This is a genomic window from Flavivirga abyssicola, assembly GCF_030540775.2.
Classification (GTDB): domain Bacteria; phylum Bacteroidota; class Bacteroidia; order Flavobacteriales; family Flavobacteriaceae; genus Flavivirga; species Flavivirga abyssicola.
Genome location: NZ_CP141266.1, coordinates 1,822,614 through 1,846,129 on the forward strand (window position 1 = coordinate 1,822,614; position 23,516 = coordinate 1,846,129).

Consider the following 23,516-nt stretch of genomic DNA (forward strand, 5'->3'; position numbering starts at 1 on the left):
TTAAGTTGAAAATACAACCATGCCCAAGGGAGGCAGTGTAATTTCTGCTGAAAAGTCTTTCCCGTTCCAGGGGTCTTTTTTTGTTGTAATTTGCCTTTTGTTTGTAATGCCGCTCCCTCCAAATTCTTTAGCATCACTATTAAAAATTTCTTTGATTTTTGTTTTTACGGGCACTCCTATTTTGTAATTTTCTCTAACAACAGGCGTTAAATTACAGACGACAATAACATTGTTTTTGGCGTCGTATCCTTTTCTTATATAAGACATGACACAGTTTTCGTGGTCATCAAAACTAATCCATTCAAACCCTTCTCCACTAAATCCTTTTTCGTATAAAGCAGGTGTAGTTTTATAGAGTTTGTTTAATTCTCTATAGTAGTTTTGAATATTTTTATGTGGCTCAAAGTCTAATAGGTTCCAATCGAGACTTTCCTTGAAATTCCATTCGTTATATTGACCAAATTCACCACCCATAAACAATAATTTGGTTCCCGGATGGGTAAACATATAGCCATACAATAAACGAAGATTAGCAAAACGTTGCCATTCATCACCAGGCATTCTACCTAAAATAGAATTTTTTCCATAAACAACTTCGTCATGTGATAATGGTAGCATAAAATTTTCGGTAAATGCATATGCTAAACTAAAAGTGATATCGTTTTGATGGTATTTTCTATGAATAGGGTCTTTAGAAAAATACTGTAATGTATCATGCATCCAGCCCATCATCCATTTCATACCAAAGCCTAATCCGCCAGAAAACACAGGTTTAGAAACCATTGGAAATGCGGTAGATTCTTCTGCGATGGTTTGCACATCTGGGAAAGATTTATAAACTTCTTGGTTTAGTTCTTTTAAAAAACTTATAACAGCAAGGTTTTCTCTCCCACCATAGATATTTGGTTCCCATTCTCCTTCTTCGCGAGAGTAATCTAAAAACAACATGGATGCGACTGCATCAACACGTAATCCGTCTGCATGGTATTGTTCCATCCAAAAAATGGCATTACTTATTAAGAAAGACCTAACTTCATTGCGTTCGTAATTAAAAATTAAACTTTTCCAATCTTGGTGATAGCCTTTTCTTTTATCTGGATGTTCATATAAGTGCGAACCATCAAAGAACCCAAGACCATGTGCGTCTTCAGGAAAATGAGATGGCACCCAATCTAAAATAATACCAATATCGTTTTGGTGTAGTTTGTCAATCAAATATTTGAATTCTTCTGGGTATCCAAAGCGAGATGTTGGTGCAAAATATCCTGTTAGCTGATATCCCCATGAAGGATCATAAGGATATTCCATAATAGGCATGAGTTCTACGTGTGTAAAATTCATGTCTTTTACATAGTTTACCAAATGATCTGCTAGTTCAAAATATGATAAAAACCGATCTTCTTCTAGATGTTTTTTCCAAGAGCCTAAATGTACTTCGTAAACAGAAAAAGGTGCATCTATAGCATTATGCTTTTTACGCTTTTTCATCCAATCGGCATCTTTCCATACATAGTTATCGTCCCAGACTATCGATGCTGTTTTAGGGGGATGTTCACAACGTCTTGCATAGGGGTCGGCCTTTTCTGTTTTTATACTGCCATTATAGCTTTCAATACTATATTTATAAATAGTGCCTTTTCCTATTAAAGGAATAAAACCTTCCCAGATTCCACTTGAATCCCAACGTACATTTAATTGGTGTGCGTCTTCCGCCCAATAGTTAAAATCACCAATTACAGATACAGATTTTGCACTGGGAGCCCAAACAGCGAAATAAGTCCCTTCTATACCATCAATAATGGTAATATGAGACCCGAATTTTTCATATAGGCGATAATGTTTTCCTGCTTTAAAAAGATTGATATCAAAATCTGTAAACAGGCTATAAGGTTTTACTGGCTTCATATTTATTATATTACAAAACCATTAGGGATGGTTGCACCATTTTTAATTACTACGATACCATCTTTAATGGCATAGGTATCTGTTTCCGTATCTTTTAAGTGGCTGCCTCCATTTATTCTTACATCATCACCAATTCGACAGTTTTTATCGAGAATAGCATTTTTAATAAAGCATCGTTCTCCAATTCCCATTAAGTTTTTTATTTTCTTTTCTTGTATCTCATGCAATGTTTCATAGTAATCGCTACCCATCATGTAGGTTTTTATTACCGTGGATTCATCACCAATTCTGGAACGAATGCCAATTACAGATTTCTCGATTTTTGCAGCACTAATAATGCATCCCTCTGCAATTACAGTTTGGTTTAATGTTGTGCCTGCTAACTTTGTTGTAGGTAACATTCTGGCGTGTGTATAGATACGCTTTTTTTTATCATATAAATCAAACTGAGGGATGTTGTCTGTTAAGCCAATATTGGCATCAAAAAAGGAATCAATATTACCTATATCTGTCCAATATCCTTCGTATTGATAGCTTAGTGTTTTATGTTTTTTAATATTTTGGGGAATGATTTCTTTACCAAAATCTATTGTTGAGGAATCATTCATTAATTTGATTAATAAATCTCTGTTAAAAATATAAATACCCATAGAAGCCAGATAATTTCGATCCTCCTTTTTCATTTCGTCACTTACTTCAGAGGTCCAGTCTGGTAATAAATCGGCTTCGGGTTTTTCTATAAACGATGTGACTACACTTTTATCATTAGCTTTCAGTATCCCAAAAGAGGTGGCATCTTTGGCATTAACAGGAATAGTAGCAATTGAAATTTTAGCATTACTTTCTTCATGAGCTTCAATCATTTTATCGTAATCCATTTGGTATAATTGATCTCCAGAAAGTATTAATGCATAATCAAATTCATGTCTTAAAAAGTGATGCATACTCTGGCGAACAGCATCAGCAGTTCCTTGAAACCAACCTTTATTTCCTGGTGTTTGTTCCGCAGCAAGTACATCTACAAAAGCACTACTAAAAAAACTAAAATGATAGGTGTCTTTAATATGACGGTTCAATGATGCCGAATTAAATTGTGTTAAAACAAACATCCGTTTTATATCTGCGTTAATACAGTTAGAAATAGGGATGTCTACCAATCTATATTTTCCTGCTATTGGTACAGCTGGTTTAGATCGTTCTTCTGTTAATGGGTGTAGTCTTGAACCTTGACCACCACCTAAGATAATGGCTAAAACCTTATTATTTATCATATTTTTAGTTTAAATGGATTTATATAATTTAATGTATTCTTTTGCAGACGCATCCCAGGAGTGGTTAATTTTCATAATCTGCGCGCTTAATTGTTTATAGGTATTATTGTCTTTATAAAGGGAAACCCCTCTTTCAATAGCGTTTGTTATATCTGAAACAGTAACGTCTTTATGGCAAATACCAAAGCCATTTTTTTCTGAAAGATCTATAACGGTATCTTTAAGGCCTCCAATGCGTCGCACAATTGGGATGGTACCATATCTTAATGCATACATCTGGTTGAGTCCACAAGGTTCAACTCTTGATGGCATGAGTAAAAAATCTGCACTTGCATAGATAACATGTGATAAAGCTTCGTCATATCCTATAAAAGCATTGTAAGAGCCTTTATAATCGTTTTTAAGAGCCTCTAATTGAATTTCTGTATCATTGTGACCGGAACCTAATAATAGAATGGAAGCATCTCCTTTTTCAAGAATGTTTTTAAATGCTTCGGGAAACAGATCTGATCCCTTCTCTCCAACCAATCTGCCAATAAAAACAAAAAGAGGTTTATTAAAATCTAAATTAAAGGTATCACATAAATGTTTTTTGTTTGTCTTTTTTCCGGAAACTACTGTTTTGGTATTGTAATTAGAGATAAGGTAATTATCGGTTTCTGGATTCCATACATTCCAGTCGATACCGTTAAGGATTCCTGAACATTTTGCGCTTTCATGGTTTAATAAATCTTCTAATCCGTTGGCAGATAATTTTAATTCCTCCATATAACTTGGAGATACTGTAGTAACTCTCCAGGCACATTTTATTGCTGCAGCTAATGGGTTTACACTACCTCCCCAATCTAAAAACCCTACATTGTCAAAATTAAAAGGAGGAACTAGGTTTACTTTTTGATGAGAAAACCATCCCTGATATTGTGCGTTATGTATGGTTAAAATATTAGGAGTTTTTCTAAAGTGTTCATATTTAAAGCTTTCTTGAAGCATGAAAGGAATCAATCCGGTATGATGGTCATGACAGTGGATATAATCTGGATATGTATCCCAGGTTAGCATCCAGTCTAACGATGCGATTTGAAATGCTAAGAATCGTTCTGTATCGTCATTAGAATAAACATATTCTTTGAACAATAGTTCGGGAACATCAACAAAAAAAATATCGAAATCTAAAAGGGATTCTTTTAAAGTTAATATTTTATAAGGGTATGATATGTCTCCTAATTCTAATTGAGATTCATAAATGGTATTAAATATATTTGCCTTAGTAAATGTGTTATTATAAAAAGGCATAATAACTTGAGATGAAACTGTGGCACTATTTTGATATTTAGGTAATGCTCCAACAACATCTGCCAATCCTCCTACTTTTGCTACAGGGTAGCACTCTGCGCTTATGTGTACAATGTTCATATATAAATTTGCATATCTCATAAACATACAAAATTATTATCGAATTTTTTTAACAGATTTTATTTTTAGAGAAAATAATGCAGATACGAGATTAATCAAGATTATTAATAACAAAAACTGAAAAAAGTGTACAAATACTTTCAATTTTTCAATAATAATAAAAGAAATCGTAGAAAGTTAATCATTATATCTTGCTAAGAAAAACTATAAATGGAATTAAAGATAAATTCTATATTTGTTTTTGCTGTTATAAAAACAGTCATTGAATATGTTTAAAAGCACTTTATCTCTAACCTGTCTTCTTCTTTTCTGTTTTAATTTCCGTGCGCAAACGGAGCATTTTGAAAAACAGTTGGATAGTATACAAATGCTGAGAAATCTATCTAAGAATAGTAAATTAGATATTGAAACTAGGATAAGTTATGCTAAAAGGGCTAGTAAGTTGTCTTATAGAACGCAGGTAGATTCGGTTATTTTGAATTCGAATGATAACCTTGCTATTATTTATTTAAAATCTGAAAAGTATTACAAACAATCTATAATTTTAAATCATAAAAGTTTAAGATTAGCAACAAGTCTCAATGATTCATTGAATTTGGCTTATATATATGGTCACTTAGGATGTATTTATCATAGTTTAAAAGTTATGAACGATAGTGCCTATTATTATTATAACAAGTCTTTAAGAATATATCAAAAATGTAAATCTTTAAACAGAAACAAAGATAAGCTTAATCAAGCTGTAATATATGGAAGTATCGCCGAAATACAACGGAATGAATATGATTATATAGGAAGTCAATCCAATATAATAAAAGCAATAGATTTAACACTTTCTGCTACTAAAACTAAAGAAAGTTTTGACGATTTATGGAGATCATATAATACTTTAGGACTAATTTTAGTAAGCCTCGAAGAATACGATGAAGCTCTAAACTATTATAAGAAGGCCTTAAATGTTAATTATGAAACCCTAACAGATTATTCTAAGAATAAATTATTTACTAAAATTAACATAGCCGAACTTTATAGAAAAAGAGGAGATTACAATAAAGCGATTGAAGCGTATAATAAATTACTCAAAAACATTACTATAAAGGATAAAGATCCCGCTTCTCATGGTGCTATATTAAACAATTTGGCCTATACCATGTTTTTAGCAAAACACAAGAATGAGAATAAAATAGATTCTTTGTTCATTAAAGCATATAAAAGTTTTAATGATTTAGATCTAGAATATGAAATCTCTAGTGGAGGTAATGATATGGCGGAGTTTTATTATGCTACAAACCAAAAGGATAAGGCCTTATATTATGCCGAACGTTCTTATAAAACAGGAATTGGTATTAAAGAATTTAAAGAAGTTTTAAGGTCTTTAAAAATGCTTTCAAAATTGAAAGAAGACGATTCAGGGAAAGCCTATTTATATGAATATATAAGATTAAAAGATAGTTTTATTGATAGCGAACGAGCTAATAGAAACAAATTCGCAAGAATACAATTCGAAACAGATCACTATATAAAAGAAACCAAACGATTAAGCACTCAAAACATTTTAATTATAATAATAGGAGGCATACTAATTTTGGTATTAGGGCTATTGTATTTTATAAGAGTTCAACGCTCTAAAAATAGGGCGTTAATTTTTGCGAGTGAGCAAGAAAAAGCGAACCAAGAAATATATAAGTTGATGCTGCAGCAGCAAACCAAGCGGGAAGAAGGAAGGTTGCAAGAACGGTATAGAATAGCTCAAGACTTACATGACGGTATCTTGTGCAGACTATTTGGAACAAGAATGGCTATGGGGTTTTTAGATATTAAAGCGGATGAGACGACCCTGAATAAATACAAGGAATTTATAGATGAGTTGCAGGATATAGAAAAGGAAGTGAGAGAAGTATCCCATGCATTTAAAAAAGAGAATGAATTATCAAAAACCAGTTTCCAATCGATTTTAGAAGCATATATAAAAAAGCAAAGTATTGTAGGAGGTTTTAGCTGCAAGCTTAAAAAAGCTGATGATGTGAATTTTGAGTTGTTACATGAAGGACAAAAGGTGGAAATTTATCGCATTATTCAGGAAGCAATACAAAATAGTATAAAACATGCAAAAGCTAATAACATTGTTATTTCTTTTTCGTTAAAGGATAATGTTTTAGAAATTAAGATAGGGGATGATGGTATAGGATTTGATACTAATAGAAGCTATAAAGGTATTGGTTTAAAAAACATGGCATCTAGAGTATTAAAACTTAGAGGCAGTCATCAAATAATCTCAATTTTAGATGAAGGAACCGAACTAAATATAAGCATCCCGGTTTATAAGAATTTTTAAAATATGAATATATTAATTGTAGAAGATCATCCATTGATTAGTGATGCTTATGAGAAAGCATTGTTGCATGTAAGTTCTAATAATACAGGTTTAAATTTTAATATAAATAAGGTTAAAAATTGCGATGATGCTTATTTGATGATTAAAGGCGCACAGAAAACAAAAATTGTTGATATTGTTTTTCTAGATATAAAATTACCACCCTCTAAGGATGGAAAGATAGTTTCAGGGGAAGATTTAGGCGTTAAAATTAGGATTCTTTTGCCAGATACTAAAATAATTATAGTTACAACATATAATGATAACTATAGAATTGGTAGTGTTTTTAGAAGTATAAACCCCGAAGGCTTTTTAATAAAGAATGATTTAAGTCCTAAAGAACTTGTTTTAGCTATCGAAAAAATAATAGATAATATTCCACATTATAGTAAATCGGTAGTTCAATTGATGCGAAAATTGGCTTCTAATAATTTAGCGATAGATGAAATTGATAGACTATTATTATATGAGTTATCTCGTGGTACAAAAATGAGTGAATTACCACAAATAATACCACTTTCTAAAGCGGCCATAGAAAAAAGAAAGCGAACATTAAAAGAACTCTTTAATGTAAATAGCAAAAATGATAGAGATCTACTTAAAGTCGCAGAACAAAAAGGATTTATTTAATCATTAAGTTTTAAGACTGCCATAAATGCTTCTTGCGGAATTTCTACATTACCAACTTGACGCATACGTTTTTTACCTTTTTTCTGTTTTTCAAGAAGTTTACGTTTACGAGAAATATCACCACCATAACATTTAGCGGTAACATCTTTACGCAGTGCTTTTGTGGTTTCTCTAGAAATAATTTTAGCACCAATAGCTGCTTGAATAGGGATATCGAATTGTTGACGTGGAATTAACTCTTTTAATTTTTCACACATCTTTTTACCAATATTCGCAGCATTATCTGCATGAATTAATGCAGAAAGGGCATCAACTGGTTGTGAGTTTAATAAGATATCTACACGAACTAATTTTGATTGTTTCATACCTATTGGATGATAATCAAAAGAAGCATAACCTTTTGAAACTGTTTTTAAACGATCGTAAAAATCGAATACAATTTCAGCCAAAGGCATATCGAATGTTAATTCAACACGTTCTGTGGTTAAATATGTTTGATTGGTAATAAGGCCTCGTTTTTCAATACAAAGTGACATGACATTTCCAACAAAATCGGCTTTTGTGATAATCGTTGCTTTAATATAAGGTTCTTCAACACGATCCAGGCCGGAAGGGTCTGGTAAATCGGACGGGTTATTAACAATAATAATGTCATCTGGATGCTTTCTTGTAAAAGCGTGGTATGATACGTTAGGAACAGTTGTAATAACAGTCATGTCAAATTCACGTTCTAAACGCTCCTGGATAATTTCCATATGGAGCATGCCTAGAAAGCCGCAACGGAAACCAAATCCTAAAGCAGCAGAACTTTCGGGAGCAAATACCAAAGAAGCATCATTTAATTGAAGCTTCTCCATAGATGCTCTTAACTCTTCGTAATCTTCGGTGTCTACAGGGTAAATACCTGCAAAAACCATAGGTTTCACATCTTCGAATCCGGCAATAGCATTTGTTGTTGGGTTTTTAGCATCAGTAATAGTATCACCAACTTTTACTTCTTTCGCTTCTTTAATACCTGTAATGACGTAACCCACATCACCCGCTTTTATTTCTTGTCTAGGAAACTGTTTAAGTTTTAAAGTCCCAACTTCATCTGCGAAGTAATTTTTATCGGTAGCAATAAACTTAATGTTTTGTCCTTTTTTAATGGAACCGTTTATAACTCTAAAGTATGTTTCTACACCACGAAATGGATTGTAAACCGAATCAAATATTAAGGCTTGTAATGGTTCGTCTATTTCGCCTTCAGGAGCAGGAACACGTTCAATAATGGCCTCTAAAATATTATCAACTCCAAAACCTGTTTTTCCACTGGCGTGAATCACTTCTTCGGGGTCGCAACCTAAAAGATCCACAATATCATCGGTTACTTCTTCAGGATTGGCACTTGGTAAATCTACTTTATTAAGAACAGGGATAATTTCTAAATCATTTTCTAAAGCTAAATACAGATTAGAAATTGTTTGTGCTTGAATGCTTTGAGCAGCGTCTACAATAAGTAAAGCCCCTTCGCAAGCAGCAATGGAACGGGACACTTCATAAGAGAAATCAACATGACCAGGAGTGTCAATTAAATTTAAAACATATTGTTCACCTTTGTGCTCATACTCCATTTGTATGGCATGCGACTTTATAGTGATACCACGCTCACGTTCTAAATCCATACTGTCTAGAAGTTGGTCTTGCTTTTCTCTAGCCGTCACAGCTCCGGTATAATCCAATAAACGGTCTGCGAGCGTGCTCTTACCGTGATCTATATGTGCAATAATGCAAAAGTTTCTAATGTGCTTCATAGTCAAAAATCTCCGTAAAAAAGATTCTGCAAATATAGATGATTTAAACGAGGTTTGTTAATATTTTAATTTATTGAAAATAAGCTTAATTTATAATATCATAGCTCCACAAACACCTAAGCTTACAATAACATAAATGGCGGCCAAAATAAATAAAACTTTGGCTGCTTTTTTGTTTTTTTTAAGAATGGCTAACCCTATAATAGTTAATAAAATAGCTGGGCCAAACATAATAGCTAGAATTAAGTATATCAAGCCATCTAGATTCATCTTACCTTCTAAAAAGTATAACATAATTAAATTTTTATATCATCATACTTCCGCATATGCCAAGGCTTATTAAAAGATAAACCACTGCTAGAATCATAAGTATTTTTGATGTTTTTCGATTTTTTGATCTAATAGCCAACCCTATAATTAGTAGAATTAATGGAGGTAAAAACATAATAGCTAAAACCAGTAAAAACAAACCCAGATAATTTCCGCCTTCAATGATTAGAATAGTCATAATATATTGTTTCTAAGTTCTTCTAAATAGTCTTTTTTATCATCCCTGTAAAATAAATTCATGGTTTCAAAAGGGATAATTTTATTGTATTTGTCTACAATATGCACGCAGGATTTTTTAATAGCACGAACATCAAAATTATAAGCATCAATAAACTGCATGATAATAACGCGAAATAAATTATCATAACCCAAATTTGGAGCGTCAATATTAGGAAGGCAACACATAATAGACTTCAAATTTTCTTCAGCTACTTCAACGGAGTTTCCAGTGCTAAAAAGTTCTATCATTTTGCCTTGAAGGTTTTCATCTTGCTCATAAATAATAGTATTTTTGCTATTATCTAATAAATCATTTGGATTTATGTACCTGGTTAACGGAAATACATCGTCTCCCAATTTAAGAGCATAGCCCATTACCAAAGCGTCTGGGTTACATGGTACAGGAAGTAAATCGTCTGGATTGAAAATATTGGTTTGCTCCATGATCTTTCGACGTACTTCTGTTAATGTCATTCTATCAGTTTCCGGATTAAAATGCTCTAGTCTTCCTGCTATCTGCGTTGGTTGAAATGTGACGCCCCGAACACATTTTTGCTTTAAAGCATACTCTATTATTTTACCAATTTCATGGTCGTTTAAACCCTTTTGAAGGGTTACTACTAATGTCGTTGATAAATTAAGTTGATTTAAATTCTCAAGGGCTTGTTTTCTTATATCGTTTAAATCGGCACCACGAAGTTCTTGCAACACGCTATTTTCAAAAGAATCAAATTGAAGATAAATTTCAAAATCTGGTGCATAGGTTTTTAATTTTTCCGCAAAAGCGACATCTTTAGCAATTTTAATACCATTAGTATTCAGCATTAAATGCCTAATAGGTAATGATTTTGCGTAATCTAAAATTTCAAAAAACTGTGGATGTATGGTAGGTTCACCGCCACTTATTTGCACTACATCAGGTTCTTTTTCGTTAGCAACTATAGTGTCCAACATGGTTTTTACTTCCTCAAGAGTACGATGTCTTCCATACGTTGGGGATGAACCAGCATAACAGGTGGGACAGGTTAAATTACAACGGTCTGTAACTTCAACAACGGTTAAACAAGAATGTTGTTCGTGATCTGGGCATAAGCCGCAATCATAAGGACAACCATAATCGGTTTTAGTATTAAATTTATAGGGTGTTTCAGAAGGTTTATTATAGTTTCTAATGTTTTTATAGTAGTCTATATCGTCGGCTATTAACACTTTAGAATTGCCATGTTCGTTGCAACGCTTTAGCATGTAAACATGACCATTTTCGAATACAATCTTAGCATCTACACGCTTTAAACATTCTGGGCAAAGGCTGAGTGTGAAATCGTAGTAGGTATATTTTCTAACGGGCATTTTTAACGATGTTTAAAATAGTTTTGTGATAATAAAGCAAACAAATTAGACATAATATTTGAATCGTACTTAATCCAAAGAAATAAAATACATTTGGTTTTAAAAGTTCTATGAAAAATCTAAATGCAAAATAGAGAATCATAAACCATTTAAACAAATCACCATTTTTTAAGGTTGTTTTATTTTTAATACGGTTTAAGCTGAAAAACAGTAGGATTAGGAAAATCAATTCGTATAAAGCTATAGGGTGACGTAATTGTGCGTCACCTAAATTCATACCGAAGATAGAAGTGGTTTCTATACCATAAGTGAATTCGTTAATACCAGATAGAAAGCACCCTATTCTGCCAATAAAAATGCCTAAAATAATGGGAAATACAAATAAATCACCTGATGATTGGGTTTCTCCTATGCGCTTTTTAGCAATTTCGACACCAAGTAAGCCCCCAAACAATCCACCCATAATAGTTTTTGTATTGAGTAATTGAATGATGTTTTCTTGCGAAATATCAACAAAGGGGTTTTCTAAAAAACCAACCAGCCTGGAACCAATTAATGCCCCAAGAGCAGCACCTAAAATAATGGATAGTCTATTGTTTGATGAAATAACATCGTTACTTTTTCTTCTTAAAAGAATATAATACCTAAAGGCTATAAAAAATGCCAGATATTCTAAAACCAGATGGATGTTTATATTGTATCCAAAAAGAATGGGATTGTAAGGAATATTCAAAAAAAGCTAAATTTTTAGTTTTAAAAATACAACAATATTAAAGGGGATAACTAATTTGATTAAAAAACAGTAATTTTGCCCAAAATTTATGATGTGGTAAAAATAGACAACATAGAACTTCCAAATTTTCCATTGCTTTTAGCTCCTATGGAAGATGTTAGTGATCCGCCGTTTCGTGCTTTGTGTAAGGAGCAGGGAGCAGATGTTGTATATACCGAGTTTGTGTCCAGCGAGGGTTTAATTCGTAATGCGGCTAAAAGTGTTATGAAGTTAGATATTTATGAGAAAGAGCGTCCAGTAGGGATTCAAATTTTTGGAGCTAATTTAGACAGTATGCTACAGACTATTGATATTGTTTCTGCTTCAAAACCAGATATTATCGATATTAATTTTGGTTGCCCTGTAAAAAAAGTGGTGAGTAAAGGCGCAGGCGCAGGTATTTTGAAAGATGTGTGTTTGATGGAGAAGCTTACTGCCGAAATGGTTAAACGAACTAATATCCCAGTTACTGTTAAAACTCGTTTGGGTTGGGATCATGATTCTATAAGAATAGTTGAGGTTGCAGAAAGGTTACAAGATGTTGGTTGTAAGGCTATTGCTATACATGGGCGTACCAGAGCGCAAATGTATAAGGGTGATGCTGATTGGAAGCCTATTGCTGAGGTAAAAAATAATCCGCGTATGCATATTCCTGTGTTTGGAAATGGTGATGTGGATAGTCCAGAAAGAGCTGTAGAAATGCGAGATAGCTATGGACTTGATGGCGCTATGATTGGTCGTGCTACTATTGGAAACCCATGGTTTTTTAAGCAAGTCAAACATTATTTTGAGACAGGCGAACATCTAGCACCTATATCTTTAGCGGAGCGTGTTGAGGCTGCTCGTAGACATTTACAAATGTCCATTGATTGGAAAGGTGAAATTCTAGGTGTTTTCGAAACCCGTAGACATTACACTAATTATTTTAAAGGTATTCCACACTTTAAAGAATACCGTATGAAAATGGTAACCAGCGATCATTCAGCAGATGTGTTTGCTGCTTTTGATGAAGTATTAGAAAAGTTTTCAGATTATCAGTTTACCGAATAAATTATTTCAAAAGAGAGACGGCATTAATAGCCTTTTATCAGTGATTTTGAAATTCTTACAGATGCAATTTTAGAAGCAATACTACCCAAAACCGAAATGGTTATAAATACAATAAAAAAGTTTTCAATCTTTATGGTCATTGGATAAGCCAACGACGGTGTTATCATAACCAAGTCAAATACTTTTTGAAGCACTGTGACTATTAATGCGACACCCAAACCTATAAAACCGCCTACAACACTCATTAAGCTACCTTGTAAAAAGAAAATTCTACGAATGTCTTTTATGGTGGCTCCCATATTAAAAAGTGTACTTAAACTTCTCTTCTTATCTAACATCATCATGATTAATGATCCGATAATATTGAAAAAGGCGATAATTAAAACAAGAGTGAATATTAAATATACTACAAGATTTTCGGTATTTAACATTTTATAGAGCGCATCATTAAGTTGAGCCCTATTTTTTAAAACAACTTTAGATCCTAAGGCTTCTTGAATTTTTTGCTTTGCAAGCGTTTCGTCTACGCCTTCATTAAGTTTAAATTCTATTGCAGATACTTGATTTGGACTATAACTTAAAAGGTTTTTAGCCAAATCTAAGGAAGCATATACATAAGTGTCATTTAATGTTTCATTTATATAAAACACACCAACATTAAGGGCGTTAACGGTATTAAATGCTTTTTTGTTAGAAGTTATTTGTCCCTTCCCTGGTTTAGGCACATAAATATTAATAGATTTTGATAAATCTAAAACACCAAGGGACAAATTATTTGAAATACCCCAACCTACTACAATATGATTGGAGTTTTGACTTAACCAATTACCATGATCTATTTTAGATTCAATATTAACAACGTCTTTAAAGTGCTCATCAACCCCTTTAATGGTTGCTAAATAATTTTTATCATTACAAGCAATAGCGACACGTTCTTCAATACTTTTAGAGAATAACGCTACTTCTTCTAAGTCATTTAGTTTAGAAAGATCTTCTTCTGTTAAAATAAATGATTTACCAACTGAAGACTCAGCTTTTAGATCAGGATCGACAATGCTGGAAAATTCAAGGGTGAAATCTTTTAAACCTGCAAAACCAGATAGCACAATAAATAATGAACCGGCACCTAATATAACACCAATAATGGCGATAATAGTAATAAAATTAATAGCATTGTTGGTGCTTTTAGAGCGTAAATAACGTTTTGCTATATATAATGAAAAGTGCATGTTTCTATTTAAGGAAAATAAAAATAGGTTTTTAACTTGAAGATTTATTAAAATCGATTAAGATTTTTTTCTTTTGTTTAAAATATTAGGGTCTTTAATGGGGTTTTCTTCTCCTTTCAGAGATTTTTCTATTTGGTCAATGTATTCTAAAGAGTCGTCTACAAAAAATTCTAAACTAGGCATACGTCTTAATTGGTGTTTGGTGCGTTGTGCTAATTCATGTCTAATTAAAGGTGTATTGGATTTTATGCCTTCAATAAGTGCTTTAGCTTTATCGTTTGGAAAGATACTCAAATATACTTTAGCAACCGATAAATCAACCGTTACTTTAACTTTAGATACCGATATTAATATACCCTGCATACCGCCTTGAGTAGCGGCTCCCTGCAAAACTTCAACTAAATCACGCTGTAAAACAGATCCTATTTTTTTTTGTCTTTGACTTTCCTCCATGTTGCAAAAATAACGGATATTTGAAGATTATCTTACTTTTGGTTTGCATAATTTGTATATTGACTATAAATGAAGATTCCTTTCTTTACTAAAACAAGTTCTGCACAAGTACGGGAATGACAAAAAATAACATTATAAATGAATAAAATAGAACATATAGGGATTGCTGTAAAAAACCTTGAAAACTCTAATGAATTGTTTTCTAAATTATTTGGCAAACCTCATTATAAAATAGAAGAGGTAAAAAGCGAAGGTGTTAATACTTCTTTTTTTAAAATTGGTGATAATAAAATTGAATTGTTGGAAGCTACTAAAGAAGACAGTCCGATTGCAAAATTTATAGATAAAAAGGGAGAAGGTATTCATCATATTGCTTTTGATGTTACTGATATTGAAGCAGAAATTAAACGCCTTAAAAATGAAGGTTTCAAGGTTTTGAATGAGACTCCAAAAAAAGGAGCTGACAATAAATTAGTGGCTTTTTTGCATCCAAAATTTTCAAATGGCGTTTTAATTGAACTGTGTCAAGACATAAAGGGATAATTTTTCTTGCTAAGAAATAAAATAAGTAGTAATATTGCACTCCAATTTCGGTCCCATAGCTCAGTTGGTTAGAGCACCTGACTCATAATCAGGTGGTCCTTGGTTCGAGCCCAAGTGGGACCACTTTTAGAAATTGTAAAGCCTTGCAAACTCATGTTTGCAAGGCTTTTTTAGTTAATTGCTAAATGTATATACTCGAACAGCTTTAAATTAACGTGAATCTTGTTTAAGAGTTCAAGATGTCACTTCTGATTAAATCCTAGGAAGAATTTAGTATCATCGAGAAGTTTTTTGTCGAAAATTTATTTACCTGCCTGTCGCTGGTAGGTTTTCGATATGATTTTTTTCAAAAATCACTCAAACTAACATAAATTTTCTTATCCGAAATTCGTTAAATTAATTGTATAGATGTGTTTTGCAATACAAGATTATTTAGAGTTGATAAATAAAACAGAGCATTGTAAATAAGTGTACTGAAAACAAAGTTTTTAATTTGTATATAAGTATAATAAATAAAGAAAAACAAAATGAATAATATTATTAAACATTCATTTATCTTAAAAAACAATTATGAAAATTCTTTATATTACCTGTTCCGCCACAAGAAGAGCAATCATAATAGATAGCATCTCCGCAATTATCGCAGTATTTATCAGGAAACAAATTTTTTCCTCTTCCATTACAAGAACCGCATGTCATCTTTAAAGAGGCTCCACATTTAGGACAATAATTTGAATCTAAGTTTAAAAGCTTAGGGGGTTTAATTATATTACATTTATAACAACTCATTTTAATATTTTTTGAGTCCAGTACCCCAACAACTTGGACAAGTCATATTGCCATCTGGTGCTGTTGCATGATTATGATTGCTATTAAAAACTATTCCTGTACCATTACATTTGATACAAGTTTCTTTTTTAGGATTTGAATTCATGTTTTATAAGTATTGGTTTTTACAAAAGTAATATTTTTTTTACAGATTATTTATATTGTCCCATTTGGGACAATCCACGCTTAAAATCCTTCTTTTTAGAAGGATTTTTTGTTTTGAAATACTCATGATGAGAAGCACACGATAAGTATATTATATTAAAAGTGTCATGACTTCGCCGATAAAATGCCTTAACTTGTCTGAAGGTTTAATGATTCTTTCTTGAGTTGAAAAATTGGTATATACTAATCCAAATCGAGGTTGGTAACCTTAGGTCCATACAAAATATCCGTTCACGTTTAAGCCTTTTATTTTTGCTTTATGTACAAGTGTGTTTTACGATTTCTCGAACATAAATATGAGGCATTAAAGAGGTTAATGTGCCTCCTTTATTATTTTTAGCTTTTCTTTTCACAGGAATTTACATAGTAAAAGAAATGAAAATGTAAAACGACAACTAATAGTCACTATTTTTCAGCAATTACATTTTACATTTTAATATTGGAAATAATAATTATAAATTGTTCCTAAAAATTCCTGTAAAATAAAATACGAGCAATTCTATAAACCTAATTAACAATTATGTCTAATAACCAAGAAATGTCTTCCCAATCGAAAAACAACACACTAGTTCCAATAATTATTATTGCTGGATTATTTTTTATTTTCGGATTTGTTACATGGATAAACGGTGCGTTAATTCCATTTATGAAAACGATAAATGAGCTAACCGATGCACAGTCTTATCTGGTAGCAACGGCATCTTATATTTCATTTGTTGTCATGGCATTACCAGCCTCATATATTATAAACAAAATTGGTTACAGAAAGGGCATGTCATTGGGATTAATAATAATGGCAATTGGAGCCTTGGTTTTTATACCAGCTGCCGAGGCTAGAACCTATTGGATGTTTTTGTCAGCGATTTTTATACAAGGAGCAGGGATGACTTTATTACAAACAGCTTCAAATCCCTATATAACTATTCTAGGACCTATTGAAAGTGCAGCAAAACGTATTGCTATAATGGGAATTGCCAATAAAGTGGCAGGAGCATTAGGCTCTGTAATTTTTGGAGCGATTTTGCTATCTGGAATAGACGAGATTAAAGAAAAACTAAATCTTGTGGATGCTACTGAAAAAGCTAGTTTATTAAATACAATGGCAGATAGCGTTGTTACACCTTATGTAGTTATGGCAATTGTTTTGTTTTTACTAGGGGTTTTAATTAGAAAGGCGCCTCTACCCCATGTTGAAGCACAACCCATTAAAGTATCTGAAACTGGAGGAAAAGCAAAATCAAGTATTTTACAATTTCCTCATTTGTGGTTAGGTGTTTTAGCTTTGTTTGTTTATGTTGGTGTGGAGGTTATCGCTGGAGACACCATTATTGCTTATGGTATATCATTGGATATTCCTGTAGAACAAGCTAAATTTTTCACGTTGTTTACATTAATGGCCATGGTTGCTACTTATGCTTTAGGGGTATTTTTAATACCAAAATATATAAGTCAGGCTTTCGCTTTAAAAGCAAGTGCCGTTTTAGGAATTATACTGTCTTTTTGTATTGTATTTTCTGATGGTTTTGCTTCAGTACTTTTTGTAGCTGCATTAGGTATCGCTAATGCTCTTGTTTGGCCAGCTGTTTGGCCACTAGCTTTAACTGGGTTAGGTAAATTTACTAAAACAGCTTCGGCATTACTCATTATGGCTATTTCCGGAGGTGCTATTCTACCATTATTATATGGTGATTTAGTAGATAGAAAAAAAGAACATTTACTTGCTAGTGGGATAAATGAAGTTTCTGCTACAGCAGATGCTGCATCTTTTGGTTATTGGATTTTATTGCCATGTTATGTAATTATTCTTTATTATGCCTTTTTTGGGCATAAAGTAGGGCTTGAAAAAGTATAGGGATATTTTATGTATGTTCGATAAAAAAGAATTGAATCTGTTGTTGATATATAAGAAAAGTTTTGTCTTATCGGAGGTGTTGTAGGACGAAACAAGTTTTAGGTATTTCTGCATAAATAAAAATCATCCAAAGCTCTTTAAAAGAATATGGGCTTGTAGATAGTGCTTTCGGGTTCTGAAATTTTTTTTCTTTTCAAACGATAAGCTTATTATCTCTCCAAATTTAGTTTGTTGTTCTAAGTGGTATACTAATTTTAAGATATTATTATAATCACCTTCAAGGCTAAACCGGTATGTTTTAACCGATAAATTATTGTTTTCGATGACATGAGGCTCTAAAAAATGAATCACTTTTAATTTATTATCATTTGCTAAAGTATTTATTGTTTTTAAAAGATTGTTTTGAATAGAACTTCCTTTAATCTGATATTTATTTAAAATAGAATCGTAGTATTTTTCCTTTTGCTTTAAAAGCGATAATTGTTTTGGCGTATTTTTAAGTAAAAACTCTTCCTGCTTTAACGTATTATATTCCTTTTTAAGAGTTATGGTTTTAGAAATAGCCAGTTTAAAACATAAGATTAGTACAAGTACAAACCCAGTAACCAAAACAATATTTTTAGATTTATTAGTCATCGGTCATATTAATTTTTATACTAAAATGTGAAGAAGTCTTTTTTAAATCACTATAATCCAATACTTCTATATTATTAACCCAATCGATGCTTTCTAATATAGAAATCCATTTAGAATATTGTTGACTGTTATTAGAATCTCCAGATACAATAATGGTGTTTTTTCGCAATACTATGGTTTTGTCTTTTTTTATTTTTTTCTCTAAAGGCTGATAATTTATTTCAGAAAGTAATACAGTTTCAGGTAAACTAGTAACAATAGCATTGATATAAAATGAGCTTTTAGATGAGCTGCTTTTAAGCATATCGTCGGTCATTCTTTGTGATTTGCTAACAGTGTGATTAAGTTTAAGAATCTTTTCTTTTGCAGCCTGGTTTATTTGTGAGGTTTCATTCAATGCTTTCACCTTTTCAAAATAAAAATTAAAAAACAGAAAGTTTACAAGTAAGATGCCTAGAATAAAAATCAACCCTGTTTTCAAAAATTGACTAAAAAAACGAATCTGTTTGTAGGTGTTTGAAAGCGTGTTTTTTTTGTCCTTATAGTTTATGACTGGCTGATACTTATTTAAAACATAACTCAAGGCTCCTGAGAATGATAAAAGATTGTTATTAGAGACTGTTAGCCCATTAACATGGTACTGTTTTTTTTGAATACTTTCGCTTAAATCTATTGACTTAATAAAATTATTTTCTGTAGTTATTGAGGCATTTGAAGTTAAGGTAATAGTATCATCGATATAGGTAACAATATCTGTTAGAATTGAGTTCCCTAAAGAGAAATTCAGAATATATAAGCCGTTTTCAGTGTACGTTTTAATAAGAGTATCTATATAAGACTGTCTACATATTGACACAAAGAAGCGATCGTCCTGTTTTAAGACTTCATAATAAAATTCCAAAACGTTGATATTTGGGAATGCTTTATTTACGAGTTTTAAATCATCCGTTTGTTCACTTTTTATGGTTTTGGTTAAAACATGTTCATTATTAATTATTAGAAATAGATGTTGTTTTTTGGCAAGTTTACTAGTTAGTTCTTTAATTGAAGATGAAGTAAAGATTTCATTAATATCAACTGCCTTTTTTGTTTTTTTTAAAACGGTTGAATATATAACAGACTCGTTATTGTAAGTCGTATGCTCGACACCACAAAATTGATTTCCGTATATTAGATATGATTTTAAACGCTCAAACATTAATAGATAATAGTTGGTTTAATAAATACGGTCAATTTTGCTTTTGATGCTTCTCGTTTCCTGGAGCTAAATAACCATTTTATAATAGGTATCCGAGCTAAAAAAGGAACCCCAGAGCCTGAGTTTTTTTTGGTTTGCTCCTCTAATCCACCTAAAACTACAATGTCCTGATCTTGAACACGAATAATAGAACTAAATTCACGTGAACTAATATCTGGCGGTGCATTTTCATCAATACGAGAACCAAAACTGGATTGGATAACGAAAATGTCAAGTGTTACCTGACCATCACCAGAAACCAATGGTTTTATAGTTAGCCCAAGCTCTGCATCAATAGGCTCATAATTAGTTATTTCTGATGTTTGCGGATTATCTGTTCCATAAATGTTACGTTGTGTTACGGCATAATAAGACGTTACTCCGTTTGAGAAAGTGGCTCGATGTCCATTTAATGTAGAAAGTTTGGGTGTTGATCTAATTTTAAGATTGCCATTACTTTCCATGGCTTTGACTGTAGCAAAAAAGTTTGGGACTACTTTTCCTAAATTTAGTCTATCAAACCCACTGAACCCATTAATAACTTTATTGATGGTTTTTGCGCCTAGAGTGAAATCAGTTTTTGGAAAAATGGTTCCTTTTGTTTCAGAAGGTTCGTCTCCAATCCCCCAAGTGACACCAGCTTCTATGGTATTATTTTTATTTACTTCTATAAACATGGCTTCTATCAATACAACAGGAACAGTTTTATCTATATAAGCAATAAAGTCTTTAAGGCGTTCAATTTTAGTACTGGAACCTGTGACATATAAACTGTTAAGTTCGTGATCTATTTTAATATCTAAATCTTGGGCTATTTCATCAGGGATAATTTCTTCAATGCTTTTAGAAATGCCGTTAGATGTGTTACTAGATCTGTTATTATAATTGCTAGTATTTGATATATTTCTGTTCCGATTTAATCCAGACGAGTTATTAATAGAATTATTGAAGTTTTGGTTAGGGTTTCGGTTGTAATTAGAGCCATAACTATTGTAGTTATTATCATTATAATTACTTCTTCCTACAGTCCTGCTTCTCCCGCTTCCACCAGATGGATCAGAGAATAATTCTACAGAACGATGCATTAAATGAATAATTTCTACCTTACGGATACTTAATTGATTTTCGGTTCCAAAATAGTAGATTCCATTTTCTTTTTTGAATGTGAAAATTTCGTTATTGGAGTTAGAAGGGACTGAATTAGAATTTGTACGATTATTTGAATTAGTAGATGTGGTTTGCAAGTTCGTATTTGGTGTTGCGTTTGAATTGGACTCAAATATTTTAACCAAAAGGTTATCAAACGAAATAGAAGATGCTTTAAATGTTGCAGTTCCTGCCTTATCCAAAGGTGTGGCTGTGAATATATCGATATTAAGAGCGTTTCCAATGTCATGGATAATATCTTTTATAGGTGTATTATTAAAATCGACTTCCAATAATTTGTTTTCTAGATCTAAAACTTTAAAGTTTAGGTTCTGACCTCTTTTTAATCGTGAGTTTGATGAACTTTGATCGCCTGAAGGTGTATTGTCTTCAAAAACATAAAAATTGTCTTTTGTTTTTTCTGTATACAAATTATTAGCCAATGCTAGTTTGTCCATAGCGGCATCAAAAGGCATCTCTTTTATATAGGAAGTCAGTGTTTTATTTTCTAAGCCAGGTGTAAATACGAGATTTTTTGCGCTTTCATCCATGATACGTTTAAAAACGTCATATAACTTATCGTTTTTAGCATCAATAGTGATTGTATTCTTTCCGGGGTTAAATACTATGGGAATGATACGTTTTTTAGGAACTTCTACTGGAGGTGTATATTTTTTAATGGACAAGATCGTTCCTGTAAAATCGATAGTTAAATCGTATTCTTTACATAAAAACACTAATAGGTCAGATACCGTGACATTAGAAAAATTGTTGTTGGCAATGTTTGTTTGATTAAGTTCTGGCGAAATATTGATGTTAACACCATGCGTATTAGATATTGCCAAAATAAAATTAGCTAAAGTAATATTGTTTACGCTTATTTCGGTTTTTGCTTGTTCTGCCAATCCAGAGTTTTCAACCGAAAGTAATTCTAGCTGATTTTTAATAGTTTCAATACGATTGTCTATTTGGGAGAATAGAAAACAAGGTATAAAACAGAGTAGTGTAAACAGTATTTTTTTCATTCAATGTGTATTTATACGCTAATTTTTATAGGGTATAGAGGTTATGTATTATCCTTTTGATTTTAAAAGTAGATCGACTTGTTTTTCTAATAATTCAATTCGTTCTTTTTGTACTTTGAGTGTTTTGTTTTCATTCTCAAGATGTTTAATGCGTTTTTCTTGATTAATGGTATAAAGTGTTAACTCTTCTATTTTTTCAAGGAGTTTTAAGTTCATTTGTTTGAGATAAAGTCCATTAGTTTCCATGTCTTTTGCTGAAGGAATATTAGGTAAATGGCCTTTTTCAGTAATGTAATTTTCTACTTCTGTTAATGTTTTTAGATCATAATCTTTATAAAAGACATAATCAGGAGCAATGGCTCCTAATAAATCTACTTTGACTTCGTTGGTATGGATGTTTCCCTTTACTGCTAGTTTTGCGTCTGGAGTTGTGGTGCCGATGCCTACCTTACCCCAAGGAACAACAACTTGGCCTCCGTTAGAATCATATTCGGGCACTCCAAGAATAATTTTTTTATTCCAACCACTTGCTATATTCAAATCTCTTCCAGACATTTCTATAGATCCACTTAAATCATTTTTTTGAGATAATTTCAACCCCCAATTAGAGGCTTCAGTGTTATGAATTATTTTAAAAACGGGGCTTGAAGAGCTTTTTATCTCTAAAAGTGTTGAAGGATTAACAGTGCCAATACCAACAAAACCAGTTGCATTTACTGTAAATAGATTCTCAGTTACCTGTGTTGAATTATTGTGAATTAAGCTAGAGGTTGTTGTATCGTGATTTAAAACATTATTTCTTCTATTGATTACAAATTTATCTGAACCTGAATATGGTCTACCTATAAACCATTCATTTTGACCGCCTTTGTCATGCATAAAAAGGCCTAAACCTCTTTGATTACTACTGTGATTAGCTTTTAAAATAATACCAGCGTTTATAGCCGAGGAGCCATCTCCCGAAAGTGTGAGTTCCGATCTACCAATAGAGCTAAGTTCCAAAAGTGTTGAAGGAGCATTAGTGCCTATTCCAACTCTGCCTTGAGATGTTAAGGTTAACAAATCAGACCAAACTGAAGTATCATGTCTTGCTTGAAAATTTAATAGTGTTTTTCCTCCTGGGTCAGCATTGATTATTCTATGTCCAAAACCAGAACCAAAATTGGATGATGTCCAAGTAATGGCCTTATTTGTATATAGGTTTGCGTTTAAATTATCAAAGTTTGTTGTTTGAGCATCTAATTGCATAATTGTAAATAAGCTAAAGCTTAAAAGGAATAATAGTTTTTTCATGG

The 23,516-nt window shown here is 32.2% G+C and carries 21 protein-coding genes and 1 tRNA gene; 6 read left to right on the plus strand and 16 right to left on the minus strand.

Annotation, left to right across the window (positions count from 1 at the left end; all coding sequences use genetic code 11):
* Genes glgB through Q4Q34_RS07615 form a run of 3 tightly spaced genes read right to left on the minus strand, consistent with a single transcriptional unit; the run spans position 1 to position 4,589 of the window.
* Positions 1-1,905 carry a 1,4-alpha-glucan branching protein GlgB gene (gene glgB, locus Q4Q34_RS07605; protein WP_303316662.1) on the minus strand — a complete coding sequence of 635 codons (1,905 nt, stop codon included), beginning with the start codon at positions 1,903-1,905 and terminating at the stop codon, positions 1-3.
* A 5-nt stretch (positions 1,906-1,910) separates the two neighbouring features.
* Positions 1,911-3,176: a glucose-1-phosphate adenylyltransferase gene (locus tag Q4Q34_RS07610; RefSeq protein WP_303316663.1), complete on the minus strand. Its 1,266-nt coding sequence runs from the start codon at positions 3,174-3,176 to the stop codon at positions 1,911-1,913.
* 9 nt (positions 3,177-3,185) lie between these two features.
* Positions 3,186-4,589: a glycogen synthase gene (locus tag Q4Q34_RS07615; protein WP_303316664.1), complete on the minus strand. Its 1,404-nt coding sequence runs from the start codon at positions 4,587-4,589 to the stop codon at positions 3,186-3,188.
* A 352-nt stretch (positions 4,590-4,941) separates the two neighbouring features.
* Here Q4Q34_RS07615 and Q4Q34_RS07620 point away from each other — a divergent pair, with 352 nt between their 5' ends.
* Entirely contained in the window at positions 4,942-6,924 is a 1,983-nt protein-coding gene (locus Q4Q34_RS07620) for an ATP-binding protein (RefSeq protein ID WP_303316665.1), read from the plus strand.
* Positions 6,925-6,927: 3 nt separating this feature from the next.
* Positions 6,928-7,593 carry a response regulator gene (locus Q4Q34_RS07625; protein ID WP_303316666.1) on the plus strand — a complete coding sequence of 222 codons (666 nt, stop codon included), beginning with the start codon at positions 6,928-6,930 and terminating at the stop codon, positions 7,591-7,593.
* On the opposite strand, the gene lepA is transcribed toward Q4Q34_RS07625, so the two are convergent.
* The 5 genes from lepA to Q4Q34_RS07650 form a co-directional block, all read right to left on the minus strand.
* Positions 7,590-9,386, minus strand: coding sequence for a translation elongation factor 4 (gene lepA, locus Q4Q34_RS07630; RefSeq protein ID WP_303316667.1), 1,797 nt, complete (start codon positions 9,384-9,386; stop codon positions 7,590-7,592). The genes Q4Q34_RS07625 and lepA overlap by 4 nt on opposite strands.
* Before the next feature lie 90 nt (positions 9,387-9,476).
* Positions 9,477-9,680: a hypothetical protein gene (locus tag Q4Q34_RS07635; RefSeq protein ID WP_303316668.1), complete on the minus strand. Its 204-nt coding sequence runs from the start codon at positions 9,678-9,680 to the stop codon at positions 9,477-9,479.
* Positions 9,681-9,690: 10 nt separating this feature from the next.
* Positions 9,691-9,894 carry a hypothetical protein gene (locus Q4Q34_RS07640; protein ID WP_303316669.1) on the minus strand — a complete coding sequence of 68 codons (204 nt, stop codon included), beginning with the start codon at positions 9,892-9,894 and terminating at the stop codon, positions 9,691-9,693.
* The gene (locus tag Q4Q34_RS07645; RefSeq protein ID WP_303316670.1) at positions 9,891-11,285 is read right to left on the minus strand and encodes a radical SAM protein; all 1,395 of its coding nucleotides are present in this window, start codon (positions 11,283-11,285) and stop codon (positions 9,891-9,893) included. Before Q4Q34_RS07645 ends, Q4Q34_RS07640 begins: the two co-directional genes overlap by 4 nt.
* Positions 11,275-12,018 (minus strand): prolipoprotein diacylglyceryl transferase, encoded by a 744-nt coding sequence (locus Q4Q34_RS07650; RefSeq protein ID WP_303316671.1) that lies wholly within the window; start codon positions 12,016-12,018, stop codon positions 11,275-11,277. The genes Q4Q34_RS07645 and Q4Q34_RS07650 overlap by 11 nt, the downstream gene beginning before the upstream one ends.
* Before the next feature lie 93 nt (positions 12,019-12,111).
* Here Q4Q34_RS07650 and dusB point away from each other — a divergent pair, with 93 nt between their 5' ends.
* Positions 12,112-13,107: a tRNA dihydrouridine synthase DusB gene (gene dusB, locus Q4Q34_RS07655; protein ID WP_303316957.1), complete on the plus strand. Its 996-nt coding sequence runs from the start codon at positions 12,112-12,114 to the stop codon at positions 13,105-13,107.
* Between the two features lie 23 nt (positions 13,108-13,130).
* Here the strand turns inward: dusB and Q4Q34_RS07660 are convergent, their stop codons facing one another.
* Together Q4Q34_RS07660 and rbfA are read right to left on the minus strand one after the other, a co-directional pair.
* Positions 13,131-14,336 (minus strand): ABC transporter permease, encoded by a 1,206-nt coding sequence (locus Q4Q34_RS07660; RefSeq protein WP_303316672.1) that lies wholly within the window; start codon positions 14,334-14,336, stop codon positions 13,131-13,133.
* Between the two features lie 57 nt (positions 14,337-14,393).
* Entirely contained in the window at positions 14,394-14,789 is a 396-nt protein-coding gene (rbfA, locus tag Q4Q34_RS07665; RefSeq protein WP_303316673.1) for a 30S ribosome-binding factor RbfA, read from the minus strand.
* A 138-nt stretch (positions 14,790-14,927) separates the two neighbouring features.
* Between rbfA and mce the strand changes: the two genes are divergently transcribed.
* Both mce and Q4Q34_RS07675 read left to right on the plus strand, forming a co-directional pair.
* On the plus strand, positions 14,928-15,332 hold the full coding sequence (gene mce / locus Q4Q34_RS07670) for a methylmalonyl-CoA epimerase (RefSeq protein ID WP_303316674.1): 405 nt from the start codon (positions 14,928-14,930) through the stop codon (positions 15,330-15,332).
* A 49-nt stretch (positions 15,333-15,381) separates the two neighbouring features.
* Positions 15,382-15,455: transfer RNA gene (locus Q4Q34_RS07675), tRNA-Ile, on the plus strand.
* Positions 15,456-15,884: 429 nt separating this feature from the next.
* Here the strand turns inward: Q4Q34_RS07675 and Q4Q34_RS07680 are convergent.
* Together Q4Q34_RS07680 and Q4Q34_RS07685 are read right to left on the minus strand one after the other, a co-directional pair.
* Positions 15,885-16,121 carry a hypothetical protein gene (locus tag Q4Q34_RS07680; protein WP_303316675.1) on the minus strand — a complete coding sequence of 79 codons (237 nt, stop codon included), beginning with the start codon at positions 16,119-16,121 and terminating at the stop codon, positions 15,885-15,887.
* A gap of 1 nt (position 16,122) precedes the next feature.
* Positions 16,123-16,266 carry a hypothetical protein gene (locus Q4Q34_RS07685; RefSeq protein ID WP_303316676.1) on the minus strand — a complete coding sequence of 48 codons (144 nt, stop codon included), beginning with the start codon at positions 16,264-16,266 and terminating at the stop codon, positions 16,123-16,125.
* A gap of 579 nt (positions 16,267-16,845) precedes the next feature.
* Between Q4Q34_RS07685 and Q4Q34_RS07690 the strand changes: the two genes are divergently transcribed.
* Positions 16,846-18,177, plus strand: coding sequence for a sugar MFS transporter (locus tag Q4Q34_RS07690; RefSeq protein WP_303316677.1), 1,332 nt, complete (start codon positions 16,846-16,848; stop codon positions 18,175-18,177).
* Between the two features lie 123 nt (positions 18,178-18,300).
* Here Q4Q34_RS07690 and Q4Q34_RS07695 read toward each other — a convergent pair whose 3' ends face one another.
* The 4 genes from Q4Q34_RS07695 to Q4Q34_RS07710 are packed head-to-tail and all read right to left on the minus strand — an operon-like array spanning position 18,301 to position 23,514.
* Positions 18,301-18,813, minus strand: coding sequence for a hypothetical protein (locus tag Q4Q34_RS07695; protein ID WP_303316678.1), 513 nt, complete (start codon positions 18,811-18,813; stop codon positions 18,301-18,303).
* A complete protein-coding gene (locus Q4Q34_RS07700; protein WP_303316679.1) occupies positions 18,806-20,011 on the minus strand; it encodes a hypothetical protein in 1,206 nt (401 codons plus the stop codon). The genes Q4Q34_RS07695 and Q4Q34_RS07700 overlap by 8 nt, the downstream gene beginning before the upstream one ends.
* Entirely contained in the window at positions 20,011-22,221 is a 2,211-nt protein-coding gene (locus Q4Q34_RS07705; RefSeq protein WP_303316680.1) for a general secretion pathway protein GspD, read from the minus strand. The genes Q4Q34_RS07700 and Q4Q34_RS07705 overlap by 1 nt, the downstream gene beginning before the upstream one ends.
* 48 nt (positions 22,222-22,269) lie before the next feature.
* Positions 22,270-23,514, minus strand: a complete 1,245-nt coding sequence (locus Q4Q34_RS07710; RefSeq protein WP_303316681.1) for a tail fiber protein — start codon at positions 23,512-23,514, stop codon at positions 22,270-22,272.
* Positions 23,515-23,516: the final 2 nt, after the last annotated feature.

Excerpts from the sequence above, each read along its gene's own strand:
- glgB (WP_303316662.1), bottom strand. The coding sequence starts at position 1,905 with ATGAAGCCAGTAAAACCTTATAGCCTGTTTACAGATTTTGATATCAAT.
- Q4Q34_RS07610 (WP_303316663.1), bottom strand. The coding sequence starts at position 3,176 with ATGATAAATAATAAGGTTTTAGCCATTATCTTAGGTGGTGGTCAAGGT.
- Q4Q34_RS07615 (WP_303316664.1), bottom strand. The coding sequence starts at position 4,589 with ATGAACATTGTACACATAAGCGCAGAGTGCTACCCTGTAGCAAAAGTA.
- Q4Q34_RS07625 (WP_303316666.1), top strand. The coding sequence starts at position 6,928 with ATGAATATATTAATTGTAGAAGATCATCCATTGATTAGTGATGCTTAT.
- lepA (WP_303316667.1), bottom strand. The coding sequence starts at position 9,386 with ATGAAGCACATTAGAAACTTTTGCATTATTGCACATATAGATCACGGT.
- Q4Q34_RS07635 (WP_303316668.1), bottom strand. The coding sequence starts at position 9,680 with ATGTTATACTTTTTAGAAGGTAAGATGAATCTAGATGGCTTGATATAC.
- Q4Q34_RS07640 (WP_303316669.1), bottom strand. The coding sequence starts at position 9,894 with ATGACTATTCTAATCATTGAAGGCGGAAATTATCTGGGTTTGTTTTTA.
- Q4Q34_RS07645 (WP_303316670.1), bottom strand. The coding sequence starts at position 11,285 with ATGCCCGTTAGAAAATATACCTACTACGATTTCACACTCAGCCTTTGC.
- Q4Q34_RS07660 (WP_303316672.1), bottom strand. The coding sequence starts at position 14,336 with ATGCACTTTTCATTATATATAGCAAAACGTTATTTACGCTCTAAAAGC.
- rbfA (WP_303316673.1), bottom strand. The coding sequence starts at position 14,789 with ATGGAGGAAAGTCAAAGACAAAAAAAAATAGGATCTGTTTTACAGCGT.
- mce (WP_303316674.1), top strand. The coding sequence starts at position 14,928 with ATGAATAAAATAGAACATATAGGGATTGCTGTAAAAAACCTTGAAAAC.
- Q4Q34_RS07680 (WP_303316675.1), bottom strand. The coding sequence starts at position 16,121 with ATGAGTTGTTATAAATGTAATATAATTAAACCCCCTAAGCTTTTAAAC.
- Q4Q34_RS07685 (WP_303316676.1), bottom strand. The coding sequence starts at position 16,266 with ATGAATTCAAATCCTAAAAAAGAAACTTGTATCAAATGTAATGGTACA.
- Q4Q34_RS07690 (WP_303316677.1), top strand. The coding sequence starts at position 16,846 with ATGTCTAATAACCAAGAAATGTCTTCCCAATCGAAAAACAACACACTA.
- Q4Q34_RS07695 (WP_303316678.1), bottom strand. The coding sequence starts at position 18,813 with ATGACTAATAAATCTAAAAATATTGTTTTGGTTACTGGGTTTGTACTT.
- Q4Q34_RS07700 (WP_303316679.1), bottom strand. The coding sequence starts at position 20,011 with ATGTTTGAGCGTTTAAAATCATATCTAATATACGGAAATCAATTTTGT.
- Q4Q34_RS07705 (WP_303316680.1), bottom strand. The coding sequence starts at position 22,221 with ATGAAAAAAATACTGTTTACACTACTCTGTTTTATACCTTGTTTTCTA.
- Q4Q34_RS07710 (WP_303316681.1), bottom strand. The coding sequence starts at position 23,514 with ATGAAAAAACTATTATTCCTTTTAAGCTTTAGCTTATTTACAATTATG.